At 69.5% G+C, this 21219-nt stretch carries 14 protein-coding genes and 1 tRNA gene; 7 read left to right on the top strand and 8 right to left on the bottom strand.

Annotated features, from left to right (window positions below):
• The 5 genes from ACCD11_RS10390 (at position 1) to ACCD11_RS10370 (ending at position 3816) form a co-directional block, all read left to right on the top strand.
• Positions 1 to 1437 carry a cytochrome b gene (locus ACCD11_RS10390; RefSeq protein WP_007835358.1) on the top strand — a complete coding sequence of 479 codons (1437 nt, stop codon included), beginning with the start codon at positions 1 to 3 and terminating at the stop codon, positions 1435 to 1437.
• 35 nt (positions 1438 to 1472) lie between these two features.
• Positions 1473 to 2249: a cytochrome c1 gene (locus ACCD11_RS10385; protein ID WP_007835359.1), complete on the top strand. Its 777-nt coding sequence runs from the start codon at positions 1473 to 1475 to the stop codon at positions 2247 to 2249.
• Between the two features lie 95 nt (positions 2250 to 2344).
• Positions 2345 to 2956, top strand: a complete 612-nt coding sequence (locus ACCD11_RS10380; protein ID WP_007835362.1) for a glutathione S-transferase N-terminal domain-containing protein — start codon at positions 2345 to 2347, stop codon at positions 2954 to 2956.
• A gap of 157 nt (positions 2957 to 3113) precedes the next feature.
• Entirely contained in the window at positions 3114 to 3689 is a 576-nt protein-coding gene (locus ACCD11_RS10375) for a ClpXP protease specificity-enhancing factor (RefSeq protein WP_413313791.1), read from the top strand.
• Positions 3690 to 3740: 51 nt separating this feature from the next.
• A tRNA-Thr gene (locus tag ACCD11_RS10370) sits at positions 3741 to 3816 on the top strand.
• A 40-nt stretch (positions 3817 to 3856) separates the two neighbouring features.
• Here the strand turns inward: ACCD11_RS10370 and ACCD11_RS10365 are convergent.
• The 8 genes from ACCD11_RS10365 to ACCD11_RS10330 all read right to left on the bottom strand — a co-directional run bounded on the left by ACCD11_RS10365 (position 3857) and on the right by ACCD11_RS10330 (position 19021).
• Positions 3857 to 6013, bottom strand: a complete 2157-nt coding sequence (locus ACCD11_RS10365) for an SWIM zinc finger family protein (RefSeq protein ID WP_413313790.1) — start codon at positions 6011 to 6013, stop codon at positions 3857 to 3859.
• Positions 6010 to 7134 (bottom strand): VWA domain-containing protein, encoded by a 1125-nt coding sequence (locus tag ACCD11_RS10360; protein WP_413313789.1) that lies wholly within the window; start codon positions 7132 to 7134, stop codon positions 6010 to 6012. Before ACCD11_RS10360 ends, ACCD11_RS10365 begins: the two co-directional genes overlap by 4 nt.
• Positions 7131 to 9569, bottom strand: coding sequence for a DUF5682 family protein (locus tag ACCD11_RS10355; protein ID WP_413313788.1), 2439 nt, complete (start codon positions 9567 to 9569; stop codon positions 7131 to 7133). Before ACCD11_RS10355 ends, ACCD11_RS10360 begins: the two co-directional genes overlap by 4 nt.
• Before the next feature lie 144 nt (positions 9570 to 9713).
• Positions 9714 to 10850, bottom strand: a complete 1137-nt coding sequence (locus ACCD11_RS10350; protein ID WP_413313787.1) for an ATP-binding protein — start codon at positions 10848 to 10850, stop codon at positions 9714 to 9716.
• 122 nt (positions 10851 to 10972) lie between these two features.
• A complete protein-coding gene (locus ACCD11_RS10345) occupies positions 10973 to 15121 on the bottom strand; it encodes a WGR and DUF4132 domain-containing protein (protein ID WP_413313786.1) in 4149 nt (1382 codons plus the stop codon).
• A 187-nt stretch (positions 15122 to 15308) separates the two neighbouring features.
• Positions 15309 to 16118, bottom strand: a complete 810-nt coding sequence (locus tag ACCD11_RS10340; RefSeq protein WP_413313785.1) for an SDR family NAD(P)-dependent oxidoreductase — start codon at positions 16116 to 16118, stop codon at positions 15309 to 15311.
• A 132-nt stretch (positions 16119 to 16250) separates the two neighbouring features.
• Positions 16251 to 18062 (bottom strand): single-stranded-DNA-specific exonuclease RecJ, encoded by a 1812-nt coding sequence (recJ, locus tag ACCD11_RS10335; protein WP_413313784.1) that lies wholly within the window; start codon positions 18060 to 18062, stop codon positions 16251 to 16253.
• Positions 18059 to 19021: a hypothetical protein gene (locus ACCD11_RS10330; RefSeq protein WP_413313783.1), complete on the bottom strand. Its 963-nt coding sequence runs from the start codon at positions 19019 to 19021 to the stop codon at positions 18059 to 18061. The genes recJ and ACCD11_RS10330 overlap by 4 nt, the downstream gene beginning before the upstream one ends.
• Positions 19022 to 19163: 142 nt before the next feature.
• On the opposite strand from ACCD11_RS10330, the gene ACCD11_RS10325 reads away from it, so the two are divergent.
• Positions 19164 to 20420: a lipoprotein-releasing ABC transporter permease subunit gene (locus ACCD11_RS10325; RefSeq protein WP_413313782.1), complete on the top strand. Its 1257-nt coding sequence runs from the start codon at positions 19164 to 19166 to the stop codon at positions 20418 to 20420.
• Entirely contained in the window at positions 20413 to 21174 is a 762-nt protein-coding gene (lolD, locus tag ACCD11_RS10320; protein ID WP_007837479.1) for a lipoprotein-releasing ABC transporter ATP-binding protein LolD, read from the top strand. Before ACCD11_RS10325 ends, lolD begins: the two co-directional genes overlap by 8 nt.
• The last annotated feature ends 45 nt before the right edge of the window (positions 21175 to 21219 follow it).

Genomic DNA, 21219 nt, shown 5'->3' with positions numbered 1-21219 from the left:
ATGGCTGAATTCCACGAGATTTCCCCCAACGCACCCGCCGGCGAGAAGCTGCTGAACTGGGTCGACAACCGCTTCCCCCTCACCAAGCTCTGGAACGACCAGTGGGGCAAGTACTACGCGCCGAAGAACTTCAACTTCTGGTACATCTTCGGCTCGCTGGCGATGCTGGTCCTGGTGATCCAGATCGTCACCGGCATCTTTCTCGTCATGCACTACAAGCCCGACGCGAACCAGGCGTTCGCATCGGTCGAGTACATCATGCGCGACGTGCCGTGGGGCTGGCTCATCCGCTACATCCACTCGACGGGCGCCTCGGCGTTCTTCATCGTGGTGTACCTGCACATGTTCCGCGGCCTCATGTACGGCAGCTACCGCAAGCCGCGCGAGCTGATCTGGGTGTTCGGCTGCGCGATCTTCCTGTGCCTGATGGCCGAGGCCTTCATGGGCTACCTGCTGCCCTGGGGCCAGATGTCCTACTGGGGCGCCCAGGTGATCGTGAACCTGTTCGCCGCCATCCCCTTCGTCGGCCCAGACCTGGCCCTGCTGATCCGCGGCGACTACGTGGTGAGCGACGCCACGCTGAACCGCTTCTTCAGCTTCCACGTGATCGCCGTGCCGCTGGTGCTGCTCGGCCTGGTGGTGGCCCACCTGATCGCACTGCACGAAGTGGGGTCGAACAACCCCGACGGCATCGAGATCAAGGCCAACCGCGGCCCCGATGGACATCCGCTGGACGGCATCCCGTCGCATCCGTACTACACGGTGCACGACATCTTCGGCGTGGTGGTGTTCCTCACGATCTTCTCGGCGGTGATCTTCTTCGCCCCTGAAGCCGGCGGGTACTTCCTCGAGTACAACAACTTCATTCCGGCCGATTCGCTGAAGACGCCGAACCACATTGCCCCGGTCTGGTACTTCACGCCGTTCTATTCGATGCTGCGCGCGACCACCGACGACATGGTCAACGTGTTCGCGCTGATCATCGCTGCAGCCGCCATCTGGAACTTCGTCAAGGGCAAGTCGGGCATGGGCCTGAAGATCGCCGGCGTCGTCGTTGCGGCTGTCGTGATCTTCCTGCTCAAGAACTTCGACGCCAAGTTCTGGGGCGTGGTGATCATGGGCGGCTCGGTCATCATCCTGTTCTTCCTGCCCTGGCTCGACCACAGCGAAGTCAAGTCGATCCGCTACCGTCCGGGCTGGCACAAGTATGTGTATGGCCTGTTCGTCTTCTTCTTCCTGATCCTGGGCTACCTGGGCATCCAGCCGCCCGGCGTCTGGGGTGAGCTGGCCATCGGCTCGTTCAAGCTGGACATCGCGCAGACCATCTCGCAGATCGGCACGCTCGTGTACTTCGGCTTCTTCCTGCTGATGCCGTGGTGGAGCAGCAAGGGCGAGTTCAAGACCGTGCCCCAGCGCGTGGTCTTCGCCGCCCATTGAGAACCACAAGCGCCAAGAGAGCTGAGAGAAACACGATGAAGAAGAAAAGCATTTCCGGCTGGCTCGCGGTCCTGGGTCTTGCACTGGGCCTGACCTTCTCCGCGGCGGCATCGGCCGAGTCCGAGGGCATTGCGTGGGACAAGGCACCCAACAAGACGACCGACGTGGCAGCCTTGCAGAACGGCGCCAAGCTGTTCGTCAACTACTGCCTGAACTGCCACTCGGCTGCCTTCATGCGCTACAACCGCCTGCAGGACCTCGGCATCACCGAGCAGCAGATCAAGGACAATCTCCTGTTCTCGACCGACAAGGTCGGCGAGACCATGAAGGCGAACATCGATGCCCGCCAGGCCAAGGAATGGTTCGGCACCACGCCCCCTGACCTGACCCTGGTCGCCCGCTCGCGCGCCGGCCACGGCGGCACCGGCGCCGACTACCTCTATACGTACCTTCGCACCTACTACCGCGACGACACCAAGGCCACCGGCTGGAACAACCTCGTGTTCCCGAGCGTCGCCATGCCGAACCCCCTGTGGGAACTGCAGGGCGAGCGCCGACCGGTCTACACCAAGATCGAACAGCACGGCCATGAGGCCGAAGTGTTCAAGGGCTGGGAGCAAGTCACTCCCGGCACCCTGACGCCCGTGCAGTACGACCATGCGGTCGGCGACCTGGTGAGTTACCTGCAATGGATGGCCGAACCGGCACAGAACACCCGCATCCGCATCGGCGTGTGGGTGCTGCTGTTCCTGGCCATGTCGGTGGTTTTCGTGTGGCGACTGAACGCCTCGTACTGGAAAGACGTCAAGTAGTTCCGTCCACGCCGACCGGGCGCCTCGTGCATCCGGTCCCACAGAGTGGGTTGCCAACGCGACCCACTCTTTTTGATTTTTAGGAGTCTCTCGCCATGATGGTCTTGTATTCAGGAACGACCTGCCCCTTTTCCCACCGCTGCCGCTTCGTGTTGTTCGAAAAGGGCATGGACTTCGAGATCCGCGACGTCGATCTCTACAACAAGCCCGAAGACATCAGCGTGATGAACCCGTACGGCCAGGTGCCGATCCTGGTCGAGCGCGACCTGATCCTGTACGAGTCGAACATCATCAACGAGTACATCGACGAGCGCTTCCCGCATCCCCAGCTGATGCCCGGCGACCCGGTCGACCGCGCCCGCGTGCGCCTGTTCCTGCTCAACTTCGAGAAGGAACTCTTCGTGCACGTCTCGACGCTCGAGAACCGCACCACCAAGGGCAACGAGAAGGCGCTGGAAAAGGCCCGCTCGCACATCCGCGACCGCCTCACGCAGCTGGCCCCCGTGTTCCTCAAGAACAAGTACATGCTGGGCGACAACTTCTCGATGCTCGACGTGGCCATCGCGCCGCTGCTGTGGCGCCTGGACTACTACGGCATCGACCTCAGCAAGAACGCGGCACCGCTGCTGAAGTACGCAGAGCGCATCTTCTCGCGCCCGGCCTATATCGAGGCGCTGACTCCGTCTGAAAAGGTCATGCGAAAGTAATTAAGATCGCCCCCAGGCTTCGCGCACTTCGTGTCGCTTCGCCAACCCCCTTCCGGGGGCAACACCAGCGGCCCGGCAGAGCCGGTTCCGCGGTGTTCCGCGAAGAGACAGTGGCCAATTCGAGGCCGCGATTTCGCGATTGCACGGTACCAATTTCATGATCAACGCGCTCGAGTCGTCCTCCACCCGCCCGTACCTCATCCGGGCGCTGTACGAATGGTGCACCGACAACGGGTTCACGCCCTATGTCGCGGTGCAGGTCGACGAGACCGTCCAGGTGCCGCGCGAGTACGTGAAGAACGGCGAGATCGTGCTCAACATCAGCTTCGACGCGACCAGCTCGCTCAAGCTCGGCAACGATTTCATCGAGTTCAAGGCCCGTTTTGCGGGCAGTGCGCGCGAAATCAGCGTGCCGGTGGGGCGCGTGATCGCGATCTACGCGCGCGAGAACGGGCAGGGCATGGCGTTTCCGGCGCCGGCGCCATCGCTCGGCACCGAGCAAGGCGATGTGCCGTCGTCCGCCGCATCGCCGTCGCCCCAGGGCCAGACCCGCATGCCCTTGCGTGACGCCTCGCGCGGCACCGAAGGCGATGCCGGCAAGATCGTCCATCTGGTGACGGGCGAGGACGCCGACGAAGCCATCGACACCGGCTTGCCCGCCGATCCCGACGACGAGCCGCCGCGCCCGCCGGCCGGTGGCGGCGCCCGGCCGTCGCTCAAGCGCATCAAGTAGCAGCGGCCGGCCACCCCGGCTGGCGCCACTAGAATCACGCATTGGAATTTCGCCGCTTTAGCTCAATTGGTAGAGCACCCGCCTTGTAAGCGGAAGGTCGTCAGTTCGATTCCGACAAGCGGCACCACGCAAAGAACCCCTGGGTCTTCACCGGCCCAGGGGTTTTTTCATGCCGAAGCCGATTGCGCCACGCCCTGCATCAGCAGACCCAGCATCGCCAGTTGCGCCACCAGCGTCGGCCGTTGCGCCGACCGCAGGTTCTCGAGCACGGCCTCCAGCAAGCCCGCACTTCGCCCCAGACCGGCCTGCTTCAGCCGCAGCACCTGCGCCTGCGCTCGCGACAGCGCGCCGCCGCCCTGATGGCGCAGGCCCTGGCGCAGCCACAGCGCCAGCAGTTCCAGCGTGTCGCCAGCCAGCGCGTTCAAGGCGGGCACGTCCTCGGCATCGCTGCGAAGGCCCAGCGGCTGTGGCGCCACTGCCTCGACCTGGAGCACCACGGCACGTTGCGCCGTCAGCAGGCTCAGCGGCTGCATCACCGCCCGATCGCCCTGCAGATGCACGGTGCCGGCCACGGCGCGCAGCGGGCCGTATTCGCCGGCAAGCGCGCGGGCCAGCGCATCGACGGCGCCGGGCGCGACCGCGCGATGCGGCAAGGCCAGGTGCAGCCAGTCGCGTTCGTTGTTGTCGTCTTCGGCCGGGGCTTCGTCCGACCCTTCCGGTGCTGCCTGCTTCAGCCGCGCATGCAGCACCTGCGCCGCCGCATCCCAGTGGCACGACACCGCCTCCATGCGCTCGAACGCCACCACATGCAGCTGCCCCGATGCACCCGCCGACGCGCCGCCCGCGGCCTGCCGCGGCCGCACGAAGTCGGGAGCTGCCTCGCGCAGATGTGCCACCAGCGCGGCCACGCTGTCCTGCCGCAGTGGTGCGACGAGGTCGTCCCACGACTTGGGCGACAGCGGCAGCACGCCCGTCTGCCGCGCGCCGGCCGTGATGTCGACGAGCCCGTTGGCGCGCCGTGTCGCGGTCTTGGTGATGACCTGCCCGCTCGCCAGTTGCCGCAGCGGAAAGCCCGCGACGCGCCGGTTCATCAGGGCCTGCGCGGTGCCGCCCGCGGCGGCATCGGCCGCGCGCGACCACTGACGCTCCAGCACGGTCACGTTCTGCGTGTCGGGGTCCGCGAACAAAACGCTCGCGCCCTCGGCGGCGTCGTCGGACCAGAGCTCGGCCCCGAGCGACACCAGCCGCAGGTGATCGAGCGCGACCTCGCCCTTGACGCCGATGCCGAGGATCCGGCTGGCCGGCAGCGCGGGCCGCGTCTGTGGCCGCGCGGCATGCGCCGCCGCCTGCAATCGCGCCCACAGCTCGGTCAGTACGCGCACCAGCCGCAGCGGCTCGAAGCGGCTGCTGCGCGCGTGCTGGGCCTGCAGCAGTTGCCAGAGTTCGTCGAGCGCATCGTCCACCCAGCTCCAGGCCAGCGCGCGCGCCTGGTCGCGCACGGCCTCGAAGCGGGCCGCGAGCGCCATCAGCGGCTGGCTCGAACCGTCGAGCCAGAGCGACAGCAGCAGGGTGTCGATCTGCGCACGCAGCGCAACGGCGGCTTCGCCCTGCATCGCCGCCGGTTGCGGCACCGGGTCCGAGGCGGTCGCGCCTGCCGAAGCGGGCGGCGACACCTCGAGCAGCACCTCCGCCGAACCGGGCGCCAGCGGCCCGGCCTGCCGGAATGCCCACACCGCGATCACCACGTGCGCACAGCCGCTGCCCTGCTTGCAATCGCAGCGCGCATGAACCAGCGAGCTGCGCGAGAAGAAGCGCACGCTGCACATCGGCAGCCGCGCCACCGGCGGCGCACTGGCGCTGCGCCAGGCCTGCACGCCGACCACCGGACGCGCGGCGGCGAGCTTGTTCGCCTGTTCGAGCACGGAGGGTGCGAGGCTGGCGGCCAGCGCGGCATCGTCGAACTGCGCGGGGCTCCATGCGCCGTCCGGCTCGGTGGCTTCCTGCGCGTCTTCGGGCGCATCCGCCTGCGCCGACGCTGCCTGCGCCTGGTAGGCCAGCACCAGCATCACCCGATGCCGGCACATGCCGCTGGCGGGGCAGCTGCACTGCGCGTCGCGCAGCGTGCGTCCCGGCGGCAGGCTGGTGCGCACGCCGTCGTCGAACTGCGCCTGCACCACGCCGTCGGCGCCGGTCTCCAGCTTCGGCAGCAGGCCGGCCGCCACGTCCTTCTGCGCGCGCTTCACGAAGCCCGCGTTGGCCAGCGCCGTCAGCGCCTCGGGCGTCAGCTCCAGCAGGTCGGCCCGCCATGCCGTGGTGCCGCTCATCCCTGCACCTTCTCGGCCAGCCAGCCGGCCAGCTGGCCCGGCGTCATCGCGCCGATCTGCGCGCCTTCGCGTACCAGCCGCGCGGCCATCTCGCGGTCGTAGTTGGGTTCGGCCTTGGAGTCGAGCGCCGCCAGGCCCAGCACCTTCGCGCCGGACTCGACCAGCGCCTTCACGCGGCGCACCAGCTCGTGCTCGCTGCCGCCTTCGTAGAAGTCGCTCACCAGCACCACGATGCTCTTCGAGGGATTGGCGACGAGCGTCTGCGCATACGCCACCGCCTTCGCGATGTCGGTGCCGCCGCCGAGCTGCACCTTCATCAGCAGCTCGACCGGGTCGGACACGTCGGCGGTCAGGTCGACCACTGCCGTGTCGAAGGCCACGAGCCGCGTGCGCATGCCGGGCAACTGCCACAGGCAGGCGGCCATCACTGCGCTGTGGATCACCGAGTCGACCATCGAGCCGCTCTGGTCGATCAGCAGGATGATGTCCCACGGCTCGGCGTGCCGCTTCGTGCGGCTGATGAACACCGGCCGCTCCACGTAGAGCTTGCGGCGCTGCGGGTCGTAGCGGTGCAGGTTGGCGGCCAGCGTCTGCCTGAAGTCGAAGTTGCGCGCGACCTTCATGCGCGAGCGGCGGCGCCGGTCGCGGCTGCCGCTGAAGGCCTGGCGCACTTCGGTGGCGAGCTTTTCCATGATGCGGCGCACCACCTCGGCCACCAGCTTGCGCGCGGCCGCGAGCACCTCGGGGTTCATCAGGTGCTTGGTGTGCAGCACTGCGCGCAGCAGAGATTCGGAGGGCTCGATGCGCTCGAGCACCTCGAGGTTGGTCACCACCTCGTCGATGCCGTAGCGCTCGACCGCGTCCCGCTCCAGCCGCTCGATCACTTCCTTCGGAAAGAGCGTGTGGATGGTGTTGATCCAGTCCGGCGTGCTGAGTGCCGAGGGGCCCAGGCCCGCGCTGCGTTCGCCACGGCTCGCGCGGTCGGAGTCGCGGCCGTAGAGCCAGTCGAGCGCGGCATCGGCGGCCTGCGCCGCGGCGCTCAGGCCGCCGCAGGCCGATTCGGCCGGGTCGCCCAGCAGCAGGCGCCAGCGCTGCAGCGGATCGGGAATGTCGAGGCTCATAGGCGGGGGGCTTCCTCTGTGTCTTCGAGCGCCACGCCCCAGGCCGCGAGGCGCGCAAGCACCGCGTCTTCCACGCGGCGGGCCTCGGCCAGCTGTTCGGGTGCAGCCTCTCCCGCACGGTGGGCGGTGAGCGTGCGGCGCGAGAGGTGCGTGGCGTCGTGCAGCGCCAGCACCTGGTCGGCCAGCAGCCCGCGTTCCTGCGGCGGCAGCCAGGCGAAGGCGGCGCGCAGGCTGGGCATGGCGCGCACGAAGTCGGCGTTGTCCAGGGCCTGCACGGTACGGTCCATGCCGGCGACGAAAGCGGGTTCGGACGCGAGCACTTCGCGCGCCAGCGCCAGCAGCCCGGTGAGCGCATCGCCGAGCACGGGGGCGGGGAGAGAGTGCAGCAGTTGCATCGCCTCGGCCACGCCATGGTCGTCGTGCGTTTGCGCGTTGGCGGTGCGTCCGGCCAGGCTCAGTGTGGCACCGAGCGCCGCGCCGCGGCTCACCGCAGCGGCGCTGGCGTCGGCGGCCTTGCGCTGCCACACGGCGAGCGCGCGGGCCGGCTCCACGTCGAGCAGCGACGGCGCGTGCGCGTTGTGCGCATGGTCCTGCGCGTGGGCCAGCACGTCGGCCACGATCCGCCGCAGCGCAAGATGGCCTTCGAGGTGGGCCTGCATGTCGGCCGGTGCGATGTCCGCGGGCGGCTCCAGCAGCCACAGCGCGCGGTCGAAGCCCGACTCGATCACCACGCGCAGCACGGGCGCATCGGCCATGCCCAGCATCTGGCCGTGCCGCAGCAGCGTGTGCAGCACCGACAGCGCAGGGCCGAGTGCCTCGAAGCGCGGCTCGTTGGCAACGGCGCCCTGCAGTTCGCGCAGCAGCGCATCGCTGAGCGCCGACAGCCCCGCCCATGCGGCCTGGTTGAGGCCGTCGGCGAGCGGGCCGATGCGGCCGTGGGCCTGGCGCAGATCGTCTTCGAGCCGGGCGCGCGCTGCATCGTGCAGACTCGCGCCCCAGGCGCCGGCCTCGATCATCGCGGCCTGCTGCTCCAGCGGTTCGCTCAGCGACCACAGCTCGGTGCGCTCGCCCGACATCGCGAGCTTCGGCCCTTGGGTGCGGCGCACGCCGGGCAGCCGCAGGATAGCCAGGCGGTGCAGCACGCGGCTTTTCGCGCGGTCGGCTTCGAGCAGCAGGTCGAGCTTGATCTGGCCGCGCAGCACGACGCCGTGCGCCGCGAGTTCGGCCCGCACCGCGGCCACCAGCGGCGGCTGCGGTGTGCCGGGCGCCAACTGTCCGACGGTGTCGCCGGCCAGCACGTCCATCGCCTGCACCAGCACGGGATCGGTGCCGGGGCGGATCGCGCCGCGGTAGGTCCAGGGCAGCGGCGCGTCGAGCGCGTCCTTCACGAGCGCACCGGCCAGTGCGTCGAGCCAGTCGGAGCGCAGCGGCTTCTCGTGGCCGCGCAAGCGCGCGAGGCCCTGCGCGCGCAGGTGCACGGCCATCAGGTCGGCGGTGGAGGCGGGGAGTTTCTTCTCGCGCAGGCGCTGCATCACGTGCTGCAGCGCGCGGTGCGCGGCGCCTTCGGGGCCGTGGTCCCAGACCCACTGGTAGTAGGCGGGGGAGGGCATGCCCGAGGCATAGCCTGCGAAGGCGTCGAGGCGCTTGAAGGTGTAGGGCACGAGGTAGGAGCCGAATCGCAGCGCGGTGTCGGCGTCGTGCGTGTCTTCTTCGTCGGTGGATTCGAGCGAAGGCTGCGGCGTGGCGGGCAGCTCCGCAGGCATGCCTTGCCACAGCCGCGCCAGCGCGGGCGCGTGATAGCCGCCGCACACCACCAGCGCCTGCGCGCGGCCGGGTTCGCCCGGCTGCGCCATCGCCCAGGCGATCCAGCGCGCCATCATGGCTTCGCGCGCCTGGTTGCCCTGCGAGCCGCGGTCTTCGCCGCGCAGGTGGTCGAAGTAGGTCGAGAGGCGCTGCGCCAGCTCGGCCGCATCGCAGCCGTCCTCGAACAGGTGGTCCCACAGCGCATCACGGCCCTGCACCGAGAGCTTCTCCGTCAGCGCGCGCTCGTAGGCTTCGGCGCGTTCCTCGTGCTCGTGGTCGGCCACGTCGGCATAGCGGTTCTCCATGCGCGAGAAGGCGTCGTGCCAGGCCGGCAGGTCGATGAAGCGCACCGCGGCGCCGACTTCGCGCGCGACCTGCAGCGCCTGCCACTCGGGCGAATGCTCGGCAAAGGGCGACCACGAACCGCGGTGCGTGTCATCGCCCGAGAGATAGCTGTAGATCGCCACCGGCAGCCGGTGCGGCAGGTACAGCTCGTCGAGGCGTTCGTTGAAGTCGGCCGGGCCCTCGATCAGCACGTACGCGGGGCGCAGCGTGCGGATGCGCTCGGCCACCAGCCGCGCGCAGGCCGGGCTGTGGTGGCGCACGCCGACGATGTGAAGCGATTCGCTCATCCTCGTCACCGATGGCGCGCCAAGCGAAGCGAGGGCCCTTCGCGGAACACCGCGGAACCGGCTTTGCCGGGCCGCTGGTGTTGCCCCCTGCAAGGGGGTTGGCGAAGCGACACGGAGTGCGCGAAGCCTGGGGGTTTGCTCATGTCAAGGCAGGCGGTGGCGGGCGTCGTAGTACGCGCGCCAGTGCGAGCCGCTTCGCTTCGCCGCCTTCTGCTCGAAGTAGCGCCGCAGCTTGGCGCGGTCGTCGGCGTTGTCCTTCACCACCGTGCCGGCGATGCAGTCGACCAGGTCGGCCGGCGAGCCCTCGCGCTGTTCGAGGAACCATGCGCGCACGCCGACCGCATGCGCCACGTTCACCGCCTCGGCGGTGGACATCACGGCGGTGAGCCGGTCCATCGCCGCGTCGCCCGCGTTGCCGTTGTCGCCCTTCGCGGGTGCGCCGCGCAGGTCGCGGAAGGTGGACACCAGCAGCTCCAGCACGGGAGCGGGCACGGTCTTCGGAATGCCGCTCTGCGCGAGCAGCCGCGTGGACGATTCCTGCACCAGCGCCAGCTCGCGGTCGAAGTCGAGGATGGGGAACACCGTCTCGAAGTCGAAGCGCCGCTTCAGCGCCGCGCTCATCTCGTTGACGCCGCGGTCGCGCGTGTTGGCGGTGGCGATGATGTTGAAGCCCTCGCGCGCATAGAGCATGCCGTGCTCGCCCGACAGCTCGGGCACCGCCATCACGCGGTCCGACAGCATGCCCAGCAGGCAGTCCTGCACCTCCAGCGGCGCGCGGGTGATTTCCTCGAAGCGCACCACCTGGCCCTGCTGCATGCCGAGGTACAGCGGCGCCGGCACCATCGCGCGCGGGCTCGGGCCTTCGTTGATGAGCAGCGCGTAGTTCCAGCCGTACTTGATCTGGTCCTCGGTGATCGAGGCGCCGCCCTGGATGGTGAGCGTCGAGACGCCCGAGATGGCCGTGGCCAGCAGCTCCGACAGCATCGACTTCGCCGTGCCCGGCTCGCCCACCAGCATCAGCCCGCGGCCGGTGGCCAGGGTGACGAGCATGCGTTCGATGCTGGCCACGGGCGCGACGATCTTGGGTGCGATGCCGAGCGCCGCATCGCCAAGGATGAACGAGCGCGCGGCCTTCAGGCCCAGCACCCAGCCGGGCGGGCGCGGGTCGGTGTCCTGCGCGCGCAGCCGTGCGAGCTGTTCCGCGTAGAGGATCTCGGCCGGCGGGCGCTGCAGTTGCTGCGGCGCAGTGCCGGTGTCCTTGGTCGTGTTGTTGATGGCCATCTTTGATTCGGTCAGGTCAAGTTCGGGGAACACCGCGGAACCGGCTTTGCCGGGCCGCAGGTGTTGCCCCCTGCAAGGGGTTGGCGAAGCGACACGAAGTGCGCGAAGCCTGGGGGTGTACCTTATGCCGCCCGCAGGCCTTCCATGTCGCGGATGAGTTCGCTGGCGGAAATCGGGTCGAGCAGGTGCAGCGCCTCCGCATCCTGCATGTCGCCCCAGCCCGAGGGCTTGCCCACCTGCACCTGGCCCAGCTTCTGCTCGGGGTATTCGTCCACCATGCCGACGATGATGCCGGGGTCGAGGCTCAGCTCGATCACGCGGCTCGTGCCCAGCGGCTTGCTGAAGTACCAGATGCAGCCCGAGTCCTGCGCCTGGCCGCGCCGCCAGCCCTTGTTGGCCAGCCCCAGCACGCGGCCGGTGGGCACCTTGACGTCTTTCCAGCGCTCCAGCTTCAGGCTCTTCTTCTCCTCGTCGGACAGCGTGTAGACGTCGCGGCCGATCTGCGCGAAGGGCTGCAGCAGCTCGTAGTCGGCGAACACCTGGCCGAAGGCGGCGGCATCGGCGGCGGGCAGTTCCAGCGCGTGCGGCACGCCGATGCGGATGTTCTCGCCCACGGGCAGCTCGAACGGATCGTCTTCCGCGGTGGTGAAGCTGCCGTCTTCCGCCACGCGGAAGCAGGCCTGCAGCGTGCCGCCATAGCTGGCACCGCCTTCCACCGCGTACACCCCCCAGATCAGCCGCTGCACGATGTGGCGCACCAGCGGGTGCTCGACCAGGAAGGTGCGGAACACCTCGGGCGTCCAGCGGCGGCGTGCGCACATCGCCACCTCGAGGCGCAGCAGCTGCTGGCTGGCGATGGTGCGCACGTCCTTCTTCAGCAGCTTGAAGCGCTCGACCGCTTCCTTGCCCAGTTCGGCGTCGTCCGTCTTCTTGGGCTTGGGCAGGTCGGGCAGGCGCGCGCCGTCGGTGCCGTCGGCGCCGGTCTCGCGCACATAAGGCTTGAGCGACTCGTCGAAGCCGACCTTGAAGGCGCGCGGACCGAAGTCCAGCAGCATGGTGCCCTGTTCGTCGAGGCCGAGGTCGGGCGCGAGCCGGTCCTCGAGTTCCTCGGTGCTGAGGCCGCGCGCCTCGGCGATGGCGTCGATCTTCTCGCGCGCCTTGTCCTGCAGGCCCTTGAACTTGACCTTCTGCGCGATGCCGTTGAGCAGCATCAGCGCGACGTCGCTGCCGATGGCGGCCAGCACGTCGAGCCCGGTCACGGCGCGCGCATGCGCGGCCTCGCCGGGCCAGGCGCGGATGAAGGGCGTGAGCTTGCGCGCGGTGTCGTCGTTGCCCAGCAGGCCGAGCGTGGTGAGCGCCCAGCCTTCCTTGCTGGGGCCGCCGGCTTCGAGCCAGGCGGTGAAGGCGTCCCAGGCGAACTCGGCCAGCGAGCCGGGATCGCAGGCCTCCTTGGCCACGGCGATGCCGCCGTAGATTTCCTCGTTGGTCGGAAAGGTCAGCATCTGGCCCAGATGGTCGAGCGCGTCGTCGGGCAGCGCCTTGCCGTTTCGCAGCACGGGCCGGCGCCAACCGCGCGGCTGCCAGAACTCGGGCAGCTTCGCGCGCCGGGTGGGAAAGCGGTCGAGCGGGCTTTCGTCGAGCACGGCGCGCAGCGCTTCCACCACTTCGGGCTTGCCGTAGCGGCCGGCCACGTCGAGCAGCAGTGCCTCGTGGCCGTTGGCCTGCAGCAGGCGCAGAGCGGAACCCGCGCAGTCGCGCGCCTCGCCGGCCTTGCCGAGCGCCGGCGCGATCAGGCCGGCTGCGCTGTGCTCGGGATACTTCAGCAGCCATTCGCGGCCTTCGGCGCGCAGCGTCTTGAGCTTGGCGAAGGCGCGCGCGGCCGGCGCGGCCAACTCGACGGCGCCGTAGTTCAGGGCGTACGAGAGGTTGTCGGTGGGCTTGGATCGCACCATGGCCACCAGGCCGGGCAGCACCGCGAGGCCGTGGGTGGCCAGGATCAGGCCGATGCCGTCGCTTTCGGCCTCCCCCGCGACGGCGTTCCAGAACGGCACGCCGATCGCCGCCGGCAGCAGCGTAACGAAGCTCGCGTGGAAGTTGAACCAGTAGTAGCGGTCCTTCTTGCGCTCGGCCACCATCTCGCGCCAGCTGGCGACCAGCGCGCCGGCGTCGCCGGCCGCAACGGCCGCGGCGGCGGCCTTGGCGAATGGCACAAGGCTGTGCCTGCCCTTGTCGAAGCCCAGTTCGTCGAGCAGCACGTCGACGCTCTTGCGCGCGGCGTCGTGGCGACCCGTTTGCCATGAATTCACGCGCTGCGCGCTCTCGCGCTTGCCTTCGCCCCATCGCTCCACCGGTGCCAATGCCAGCGGCTCCAGCACCAGTGTGCCGGCCGCCTTCTTCTGCACCTTGGCGAGCCAGGGCGGCGCGGTCAGCACGCCGGGCAGTTCGCTCGCATCGGCCACCTCGGCGGGGCCGGCCAGGAGCGCCAGCTGCCGGTCGATCACCGCCTGTGCACCCGCATCGAGCCAGGGCCGCAAGGCCGGCAGGGATGCGCCATGCGCGCGCAGCAGCCGCGTGAGGCCGGGCGTGACGAGGTTGGCGTCCTTGCCACCGGCCGCGACGAGCCGCGACAGCGCGGGAATGGCCGCCATCGGCCAGCGGTCGACGGCCAGCGCCAGCCGCGCCAGCGCGCCCTTCGAACTGCCTGCCACGCGGGCCAGCGCCAGCACGGCTTCGGGCGTGCCGATGCAGGCCAGCGCGTCGCCCGCGTGGTCGTCCGCGGCGCCGCGCTCCAGCACCGGCACGGCATCCACGCCGCGCTCCTGCACCAGCGTGCTCGTCATGGAGCCGCTGCCCCAGAAGCCGCTCGAATAGCTCAGGCGGACCTTCGCGGCCAGCGCGATGGCGTCGGGGTCGGTGGCCGTCAGCAGCAGCCAGTGCGTGGTCTCGGGCGTGTTCTTGTCGGCCGCCAGCGTGTGCACGAGCGCGTTGGAGATTTCGGGGGCGTCGGGCAGCAGCATTGCCAGCGCGGGCTGGCGGGCCGGGTGAACCTTGGGAAGGCCGGCCTCGATGCGGTCGCGGCAGTCCTGCCAGACCTCGGGGGCGGCCAGTGACAGATGCGCGCGCAGCGCCTGTTCGCCCGTTCCCAGCGGACCGTAGTAGGAGCTGCCCATCTGGCGGGCGACGGCGGCGCAGAAGCTGTACCGGCGCTTCTTCGTCGCCCGGTCGTAGGTGGACTGCACTTCGATCTGCTGGGCGGCCAGCAGGATGTCGATGGTGTCCGGCAGTCCGTACTGCTTGACGAGGTAGTGCACCACCACTTCGCCCATCTCGTTCGCGTTGTAGTTGCCGCCGGTGCCCAGCGCGAACGCCAGCAGCAGGGTGTCGGCCTCGGCGTCGGCCGCGGGGGTGGGCTGCGTGCCGCGGTCGATCACGCGCTGGGCAACCGCGCGCAAGGCCGCGTCGGTGGCGCTCGTGTCGACGTCGAGGTCGAGCTTGCGCCGCACAGGCAGCCAGGCTGCGGCGGGGCTCGGCGTTTCGTCGAAGGGCTTTGGCGGAAAGCGCCGCGAAGGGAAGGCTGCGCGCTGCATGTCGGGCGACAGCCGGATGGGCTTGCCGGCGGCGAGCCAGGGCGGCGCGTCGCCGTCCGCGGGCGGCAGTTCGGCGGCGGGCGCTGCCAGGGCCGCGGACGACGCGGCCGGTGCATTGGCGCCCAGCTCCTTGGCGATGGCCTGGGCGTTCTTGGCCGGCGTGCAGCTGGTGCCCCAGCCGTACAGCAGGCCCGTGGACTGAAGCCGCTTGAAGGCGAGCGCCGCACCTTGCTCGCTCACGCCATGCTGGCGCTTGAGCGTTGCGGTGGAGAGCGTGTCGCTGGAGGTCAGCGTGCCGGTCTCGATCTGAGCGCGCACGGTTTCGAACACGCGGTCGGCCTGGCTGTCGATGCCTTCGGTGGGGGCGGCAGCCTCTGCGCTCGCGGCGGCCTTCGCGGCGGGCGGGGCCGCAGTCTTTTCCGTTGCCGTCTCGGCCTTCGGCTTCGCCTCGGTCTTGCCGATGGCCGTGCCGGCGGCCACGCCCACTTCGGCGTAGCCCTTGCCCGTCTTCTCGGCCACCAGCTTGGTCAGCGCGGTGGCGGCCTTGGTGGCGTCGGCGAACGACTTGGTCTGGCTCTGGCCCGCGGTGCCGATGCGGCCCCAACGGATGTTGAGTTCGGCGTCTACCTGCTCGACTTCCCAGAATTTGCTGGCGGTTCCCTCGATCAGTTCAAAGCGGCGCATGGAAAAAACATCCTCCTGTATGTTCGCCGCAGAGGATAAGGGGCCGGCGTGAAAGCTCGGCCCAGAGCAACGAGAAGATTTCGCTTCGCGCGTCGGTGGATACGAAAAAAATATTCACCTGCTTCGGGGTTGCCGATGGCGGCCCCGCAGCAGCGCCCGCCGGAGCGCCGCGCTCCGGAAGAAAAGATCAGACGAAGGGCCTGGCCTGCTGCTCCGCGCTGCCGGGCTCGGCGATGCGCCGGTGCTGCTCGGCCAGCCTGGGCGCCGGCATCACGCGCGACAGCGCCACCTGCATCTTGTTGCGCCATCCCGCGATCACGCCGCTTTCGCCGCGCATCATCGCCTCGAAGCCGGCCCGCGCCACCTCCGCCGGGTCGGCCTTGTCGCTCTGCTGGGCCACGCGCGTGTCGAGCATGTCGGCGCGCGCGAAGAAGTGGGTGTCGGTCACGCCCGGCATCAGGCAGGTGACCGAGACGCCGGTGCCCTTGAGCTCGTTGCGCAGGGCCATGGCGAACGAGTCGATGAAGGCCTTGCTGCCGTTGTAGACGGCCTGGAAGCTGCCCGGCTGGAACCCCGCGATCGACCCGGTGATCAGGATGCGCCCCTGCCCGGCCTCGCGCATGCCGCGGCCCACGCACTGCACGAGGTAGATGGTGCCGGTGATGTTGGTGTTGATGACATGCTGCACGTCGTGGAAGTCCTGATCGAGGAAGCCGTGGCCCAGCCCGTGCCCGGCGTTGGCGAACAGTGCCGCGATCGGCCGGCCTTCGGTGGCGGCGAGCAACGTGTCCACGCCGTCGCGGGTGGCGAAGTCGGCGCGCACCGCGGCCACATTGGCGCCGAGCACGCGCAGTTCGGTCTCGGCCTGTTCCAGCGGCTCGTCGGCACCGATCAACAGGTCGTGGCCGCGGCGCGCGGCCAGCAGCGCGAGCTGGAAGCCGATGCCGGACGAGGCGCCGGTCACCACGGCAAGGGGGCGGATGTCGTTGGGTTGCATGTCGGTCTCCTGATGAAGTGAATGAACCTTCTTGGACCACCCTAGGAACGCCGGCTTGCCGCACGCGTAGGAATCCGTCCCGACTGCCCGCCCGCCATGGCATGCGATTGCAGGCTTTTCCAGGGACAGCGCCTAGAACTCCGCCCCTTCGACCAGGAACCGCAGCCGCCGCACGCCCTGCCATTCGTCGGCATCGAGCCGGAACGCCAGCTTCACGCGCGGCGGCAGCGGCTCGGTGTGGCTGAACCAGATCGCGTCGATCGGCTGGCCCTGGTGCCTGAGTTTCAGCGACAGGTGCTTCTCGCCCACCAGCCGCTGCGACACCACCTCCACCTCTTCGCTGAAGGTCGGCGGCGCGAAGCCCTGGCCCCACACCTCGCGGTGCAGCGTGTCGACGAGGTCGATGCGCATGTACTCGCGCGAGATCGGTCCATCGGTCTCGATCTGCCGCGTGAGCGCGGCTTCGGCCAGCCATTCGCCGGCGACCTGCGCGAAGCCTTTCTCGAAGGTCTCGAAGTGCTCGCGCGCGACCGTGCAGCCGGCCGCCATCGCATGGCCGCCGAAGCGCAGCAGCACGCCCGGATGGCGCTTGGCCACGAGGTCGAGCGCATCGCGCAGGTGGAAGCCCGGAATCGATCGGCCCGAGCCTTTCAGCTCCTGCTCCTTGCCGGGCGCGCCGCTGGCGGCGAAGACAAAGGTCGGGCGGTGGAAGCGGTCCTTGATGCGCGAGGCCACGATGCCCACCACGCCCTCGTGGAAGCCCGCGTCGAACACGCTGATGGCCGGCGGCGGCGCTTCGATGCCCTCGCCATCGGTGGCGAACAGCGACTCTGCCAGCAGCAGCGCCTGGTCGCGCATGCCGCCCTCGATGTCGCGCCGCTCGCGGTTGATGCCGTCGAGCATGCGCGCGAGTTCCTCGGCGCGGCCCGCGTCGTCGGTCAGCAGGCATTCGATGCCCAGCGTCATGTCGGCCAGCCGGCCGGCGGCATTGATGCGCGGGCCGAGTGCGAAGCCGAAGTCGAAGGTGGTGGCGACGCAGGCATTGCGGCCCGCGGCCTTGAACAAGGCGGCAACGCCCGCAGGCATCGCACCGGCGCGGATGCGGCGCAGGCCCTGTGCCACGAGGCGGCGGTTGTTGGCGTCGAGCTTCACCACGTCGGCCACGGTGCCGAGTGCGACCAGCGGCAGCAGCGCGTCGAGCTTGGGTTGCGGTTTGCCTGCCCCCCGGCTTGCCACTTCGTGTGCTTCGCCACCCCCCGAGGGGGAGGCTGGCCCGCCTTGGGGCGGCCCGACGGCGGGCGCAGGCGTGTCGAACACACCACGCCTGCGCAGCTCGGAGCGCAGCGCGAGCAGCACGTAGAACATCACGCCGACACCAGCAATGCTCTTGCTCTCGAATTCGCAGCCAGGCTGGTTCGGATTCACCAGCACGTCGGCCGACGGCAGCTCGGGGCCGGGCAGGTGGTGGTCGGTCACCAGCACCTGCAGGCCGCGCACCTTGGCGGCGGCCACGCCTTCGACGCTGGCGATGCCGTTGTCGACGGTGATCAGCATGTCGGCGCCGCTGTCGGCCACGCGCTCGGCGATGGGCGGCGTGAGCCCGTAGCCGTCGACCACGCGGTCGGGCACGAGGTAGCTCACGTGCTTCGCGCCCAGCAGGCGCAGGCCGCGCACGCCGACCGCGCAGGCGGTGGCGCCGTCGCAGTCGTAGTCGGCGACGATGCACAGGCGCTTGTCCTGCGCGATGGCGTCTGCCAGCAGCACCGCGGCCTCGTGCGTGCCGCGCAGCGTGTCGGGCGCCAGCAGGCGCGCGAGGCCGTCATCGAGTTCTTCCTTGGCACGCACGCCGCGGGCGGCGAACAGCCGCGCGAGCAGCGGGTGCACGCCGGCTTGCTCCAGCGCCCAGACGGTGCGTGGCGGGATCTCCCTGGCGATGATTTTCATAGCGACTCCAGCACGACCGATGCGCGCTTGCGGTCGAACAGGCTCCTGGCCCAGCCAGCCAGGCCGCGCGGCTGCACGGTGTAGCGCTGCGCCGCGCGGTCGCCGCACAGCGTGAGGGACACCTCGGCGCCACCCGTGTAGCCGGCCAGCAGCGAGGCGACCGGGCCGGCGTCCAGCGCATGCCAGGCGGCAGCCCAGCCCATGCCGTCGTCGCGCAGGGCGGTTTCGCGCAGTGCATCGCTCACTGCCGGCACGGCTGCGGGCGCAACCTCGTGCTTCAGTGCGCCGGTGCCGCTGAGCCAGAAGGAGTTGATCGGCGGCACGCCGCGTGCGGCGCGGTCGTCGTTCACGCGCTGGGTGTACAGCAGCATCTGCATTTCGTTCTGCAGCCGGCGCAGCGGCCGTGCCGAGTCGCCGAGCGGCGACCACTGCGAGATCGGGTAGCCTACTGCGCGGTCGAGGGAGGCAGTGGCCAGGCCGTCGAAGATGGGGGCGCGTGCCAGCCATCGGCCGGGTACGGGGGAGGGGTGCAGCGCGATGCCGTCTTCCTCGAAGAAGGGGCGCGCGGCTTGCAGCAGCGCGGCCGATTCGGCGGCGTCGATCTCGATGGCGGACGGATCGCCCAGCACCACGTCGTCGATGCCGACCTGCCAGTTGCACAGCGTGACGAGGCCCCAGCCATCATGGTCGTTGGGCGCGGCGATGCCCAGTTGCCGCGCTTCGAGCGCAGCCCAGGGAATGCAGCCGTCGGCCGCGGCGATGCCCGCTGCCCGGGCCAGCGCGCGTTCGTGCGGAGGCGAGCGCGTGCTTTCGTCCTGCGTGTCGGTATCGGTAAGCGTGAGCCGCGCCAGCAAGGTTTCGAGATTGGGGAGCCGCAAGGTGGGCAGCGCAGCGCGGCATGCAGGGGAACCGCGGCCGGCAAAGGGAATCAACAGGTGACGTGGGAGGGTTTCGGCCATCTCCCTATTGTCCGGGAAGCCCCAAGGGAATCCGGGATGCCACAATTCCGCCGATGACCTACCCCCTCGCTCCTCACTTCGTGTATTCGCTGCCCCCCGAGGGTGGGCAAATTCCCCTTGAGGCGGCTCGGCGGGGAATTTGATGCGACTTCCCTATGAACTGCAGCTCGGCTGGCGCTACACGCGCGCAGGCCGGGCGACGCGGCGCAACGGCTTCATCTCCTTCATCTCCGGTGTCTCGATGCTCGGCATCGCGCTTGGCGTGGCGGCGCTGATCATTGTGCTCAGTGTGATGAACGGCTTCCAGAAGGAAGTGCGCGACCGCATGCTCGGCGTGGTGTCGCACATCGAGATCTTCTCGCGCGACGGCCAGGCGCTGCAGAGCCTCGACACGATCACGGCCGCTGCCCGCAAGAACCCCGAGGTGGTCGGCGCAGCGCCCTTCATCAACACGCAGGCGCTCATTGCGCGCGGCGAGGACATGAAGGGCACCATCGTGCGCGGCATCGATCCCAAGCTCGAGCCCGAAGTCACCGACATCAACGGCATCGCCTCCAAGGGCACCTTCGACAAGCTGGTGCCGGGCGAATTCGGCATCGTGCTCGGCGCGGAGCTGGCGCGTTCGCTCTTCGTGCAGCCGGGCGACCAGGTCACGCTGGTGGCGCCGGGCGGGCAGGTCACGCCGGCGGGCGTGGTGCCGCGCCTGAAGCAGTTCACCGTGGTCGGCACCTTCGACTCGGGCCACTACGAATACGACTCGGCGCTCGCCATGGTCCACGAGCAGGACGCGGCCAAGGTGTTCCGCCTCGAAGGGCCGACCGGCATCCGCCTGAAGCTCAAGAACCTCAACGAGGCACGCGACGTGGCCGACCAGCTGGCCGTGACGCTGCCGGGCGAGTTCCTCATCCGCGACTGGACGCGCCAGAACAAGACCTGGTTCGCGGCCGTGCAGGTCGAAAAACGCATGATGTTCATCATCCTCACGCTGATCGTGGCGGTGGCGGCCTTCAACCTGGTGTCCACGCTGGTGATGACCGTGACCGACAAGCGCGCCGACATCGCCATCCTGCGCACGCTGGGCAGTTCGCCGCGCAGCATCATGGGCATCTTCGTGGTGCAGGGCGCGATGGTGGGCGTGATCGGCACCGTGGCCGGCCTGCTGCTGGGCCTGGGCATCGCCTACAACATCGACGTGATCGTGCCCTTCCTGGAGCAGCTGTTCCATGCGAGCTTCCTGCCGAAGGACATCTACCTGATCAGCAAGATGCCGAGCGATCCGCAGCAAAGCGACATCGTGCCGATCGCGATCATTTCCCTGGTGCTGGCCTTCGTCGCCACGCTGTACCCGAGCTGGCGCGCCAGCCGCGTGAACCCGGCCGAGGCGCTGCGCTATGAGTGAACTGACCCCCACGCTCGGCACTGTCGTGACCTCGCTGCCCTCCGAGGGGGCCGCTATTGGCTTGGGGCGGTCCGGCGCCAACAGTGTCGTTCTGAAGGCCCGCGGCCTCACCAAGCGGTTCCACGAGGGCAGGCTGGACCTGACCGTGCTGCACGGCGTGGACCTCGACGTGCACGCCGGCGAAACACTGGCCATCGTCGGCGCATCGGGCTCCGGCAAGAGCACGCTGCTGCACCTGATGGGCGGGCTCGATGCGCCCACGACGGGCAAGGTCGAGCTGCTCGGCAAGGACATCGCGCACGCCGACGCGGCCGAGCAGGGGCGGCTGCGCAACCAGCACCTGGGCTTCGTCTACCAGTTCCATCACCTGCTGCCCGAGTTCAGCGCGCTCGACAACGTGGCCATGCCGCTGAAGATCCGCCGCGTGGAGCCGCATGCGGCCGCGCAGTCGGCGGCGAAGATTCTCGAAAGCGTGGGCCTGGGCCAGCGTTTGCATCACCGTCCGGCCGAGCTGTCGGGCGGAGAGCGCCAGCGCGTGGCGATCGCGCGTGCGCTGGTCACGCAGCCGGCCTGCGTGCTGGCCGACGAGCCCACCGGCAACCTCGACCGCAGCACGGCGGACACGGTGTTCGCGCTCATGCTCGACCTCGCGCACCGGCATCGCACGGCGTTCGTGATGGTCACGCACGACCAGGACCTGGCGAAGCGCTGCGACCGGGTGCTGCAGTTGGTGGCGGGGCGGCTGGCGGGGTGATTCGGGCCGGCCTGGCACGACCGGCCCAATGCCGCGAAACTGGGG

Origin of the sequence: Variovorax sp. Varisp36 (genome assembly GCF_047304235.1) — a bacterium.
Lineage (GTDB): Bacteria > Pseudomonadota > Gammaproteobacteria > Burkholderiales > Burkholderiaceae_C > Variovorax.
The sequence above is the reverse complement of the archived record's forward strand: the minus strand, read 5'-3'. Positions and strand labels throughout refer to the sequence as shown.

What these genes read in the sequence shown, in the direction of transcription:
- ACCD11_RS10390 (WP_007835358.1), top strand. Translation starts at nt 1, where the DNA reads ATGGCTGAATTCCACGAGATTTCCCCCAACGCACCCGCCGGCGAGAAG.
- ACCD11_RS10385 (WP_007835359.1), top strand. Translation starts at nt 1,473, where the DNA reads ATGAAGAAGAAAAGCATTTCCGGCTGGCTCGCGGTCCTGGGTCTTGCA.
- ACCD11_RS10380 (WP_007835362.1), top strand. Translation starts at nt 2,345, where the DNA reads ATGATGGTCTTGTATTCAGGAACGACCTGCCCCTTTTCCCACCGCTGC.
- ACCD11_RS10375 (WP_413313791.1), top strand. Translation starts at nt 3,114, where the DNA reads ATGATCAACGCGCTCGAGTCGTCCTCCACCCGCCCGTACCTCATCCGG.
- ACCD11_RS10365 (WP_413313790.1), bottom strand. Translation starts at nt 6,013, where the DNA reads ATGAGCGGCACCACGGCATGGCGGGCCGACCTGCTGGAGCTGACGCCC.
- ACCD11_RS10360 (WP_413313789.1), bottom strand. Translation starts at nt 7,134, where the DNA reads ATGAGCCTCGACATTCCCGATCCGCTGCAGCGCTGGCGCCTGCTGCTG.
- ACCD11_RS10355 (WP_413313788.1), bottom strand. Translation starts at nt 9,569, where the DNA reads ATGAGCGAATCGCTTCACATCGTCGGCGTGCGCCACCACAGCCCGGCC.
- ACCD11_RS10350 (WP_413313787.1), bottom strand. Translation starts at nt 10,850, where the DNA reads ATGGCCATCAACAACACGACCAAGGACACCGGCACTGCGCCGCAGCAA.
- ACCD11_RS10345 (WP_413313786.1), bottom strand. Translation starts at nt 15,121, where the DNA reads ATGCGCCGCTTTGAACTGATCGAGGGAACCGCCAGCAAATTCTGGGAA.
- ACCD11_RS10340 (WP_413313785.1), bottom strand. Translation starts at nt 16,118, where the DNA reads ATGCAACCCAACGACATCCGCCCCCTTGCCGTGGTGACCGGCGCCTCG.
- recJ (WP_413313784.1), bottom strand. Translation starts at nt 18,062, where the DNA reads ATGAAAATCATCGCCAGGGAGATCCCGCCACGCACCGTCTGGGCGCTG.
- ACCD11_RS10330 (WP_413313783.1), bottom strand. Translation starts at nt 19,021, where the DNA reads ATGGCCGAAACCCTCCCACGTCACCTGTTGATTCCCTTTGCCGGCCGC.
- ACCD11_RS10325 (WP_413313782.1), top strand. Translation starts at nt 19,164, where the DNA reads ATGCGACTTCCCTATGAACTGCAGCTCGGCTGGCGCTACACGCGCGCA.
- lolD (WP_007837479.1), top strand. Translation starts at nt 20,413, where the DNA reads ATGAGTGAACTGACCCCCACGCTCGGCACTGTCGTGACCTCGCTGCCC.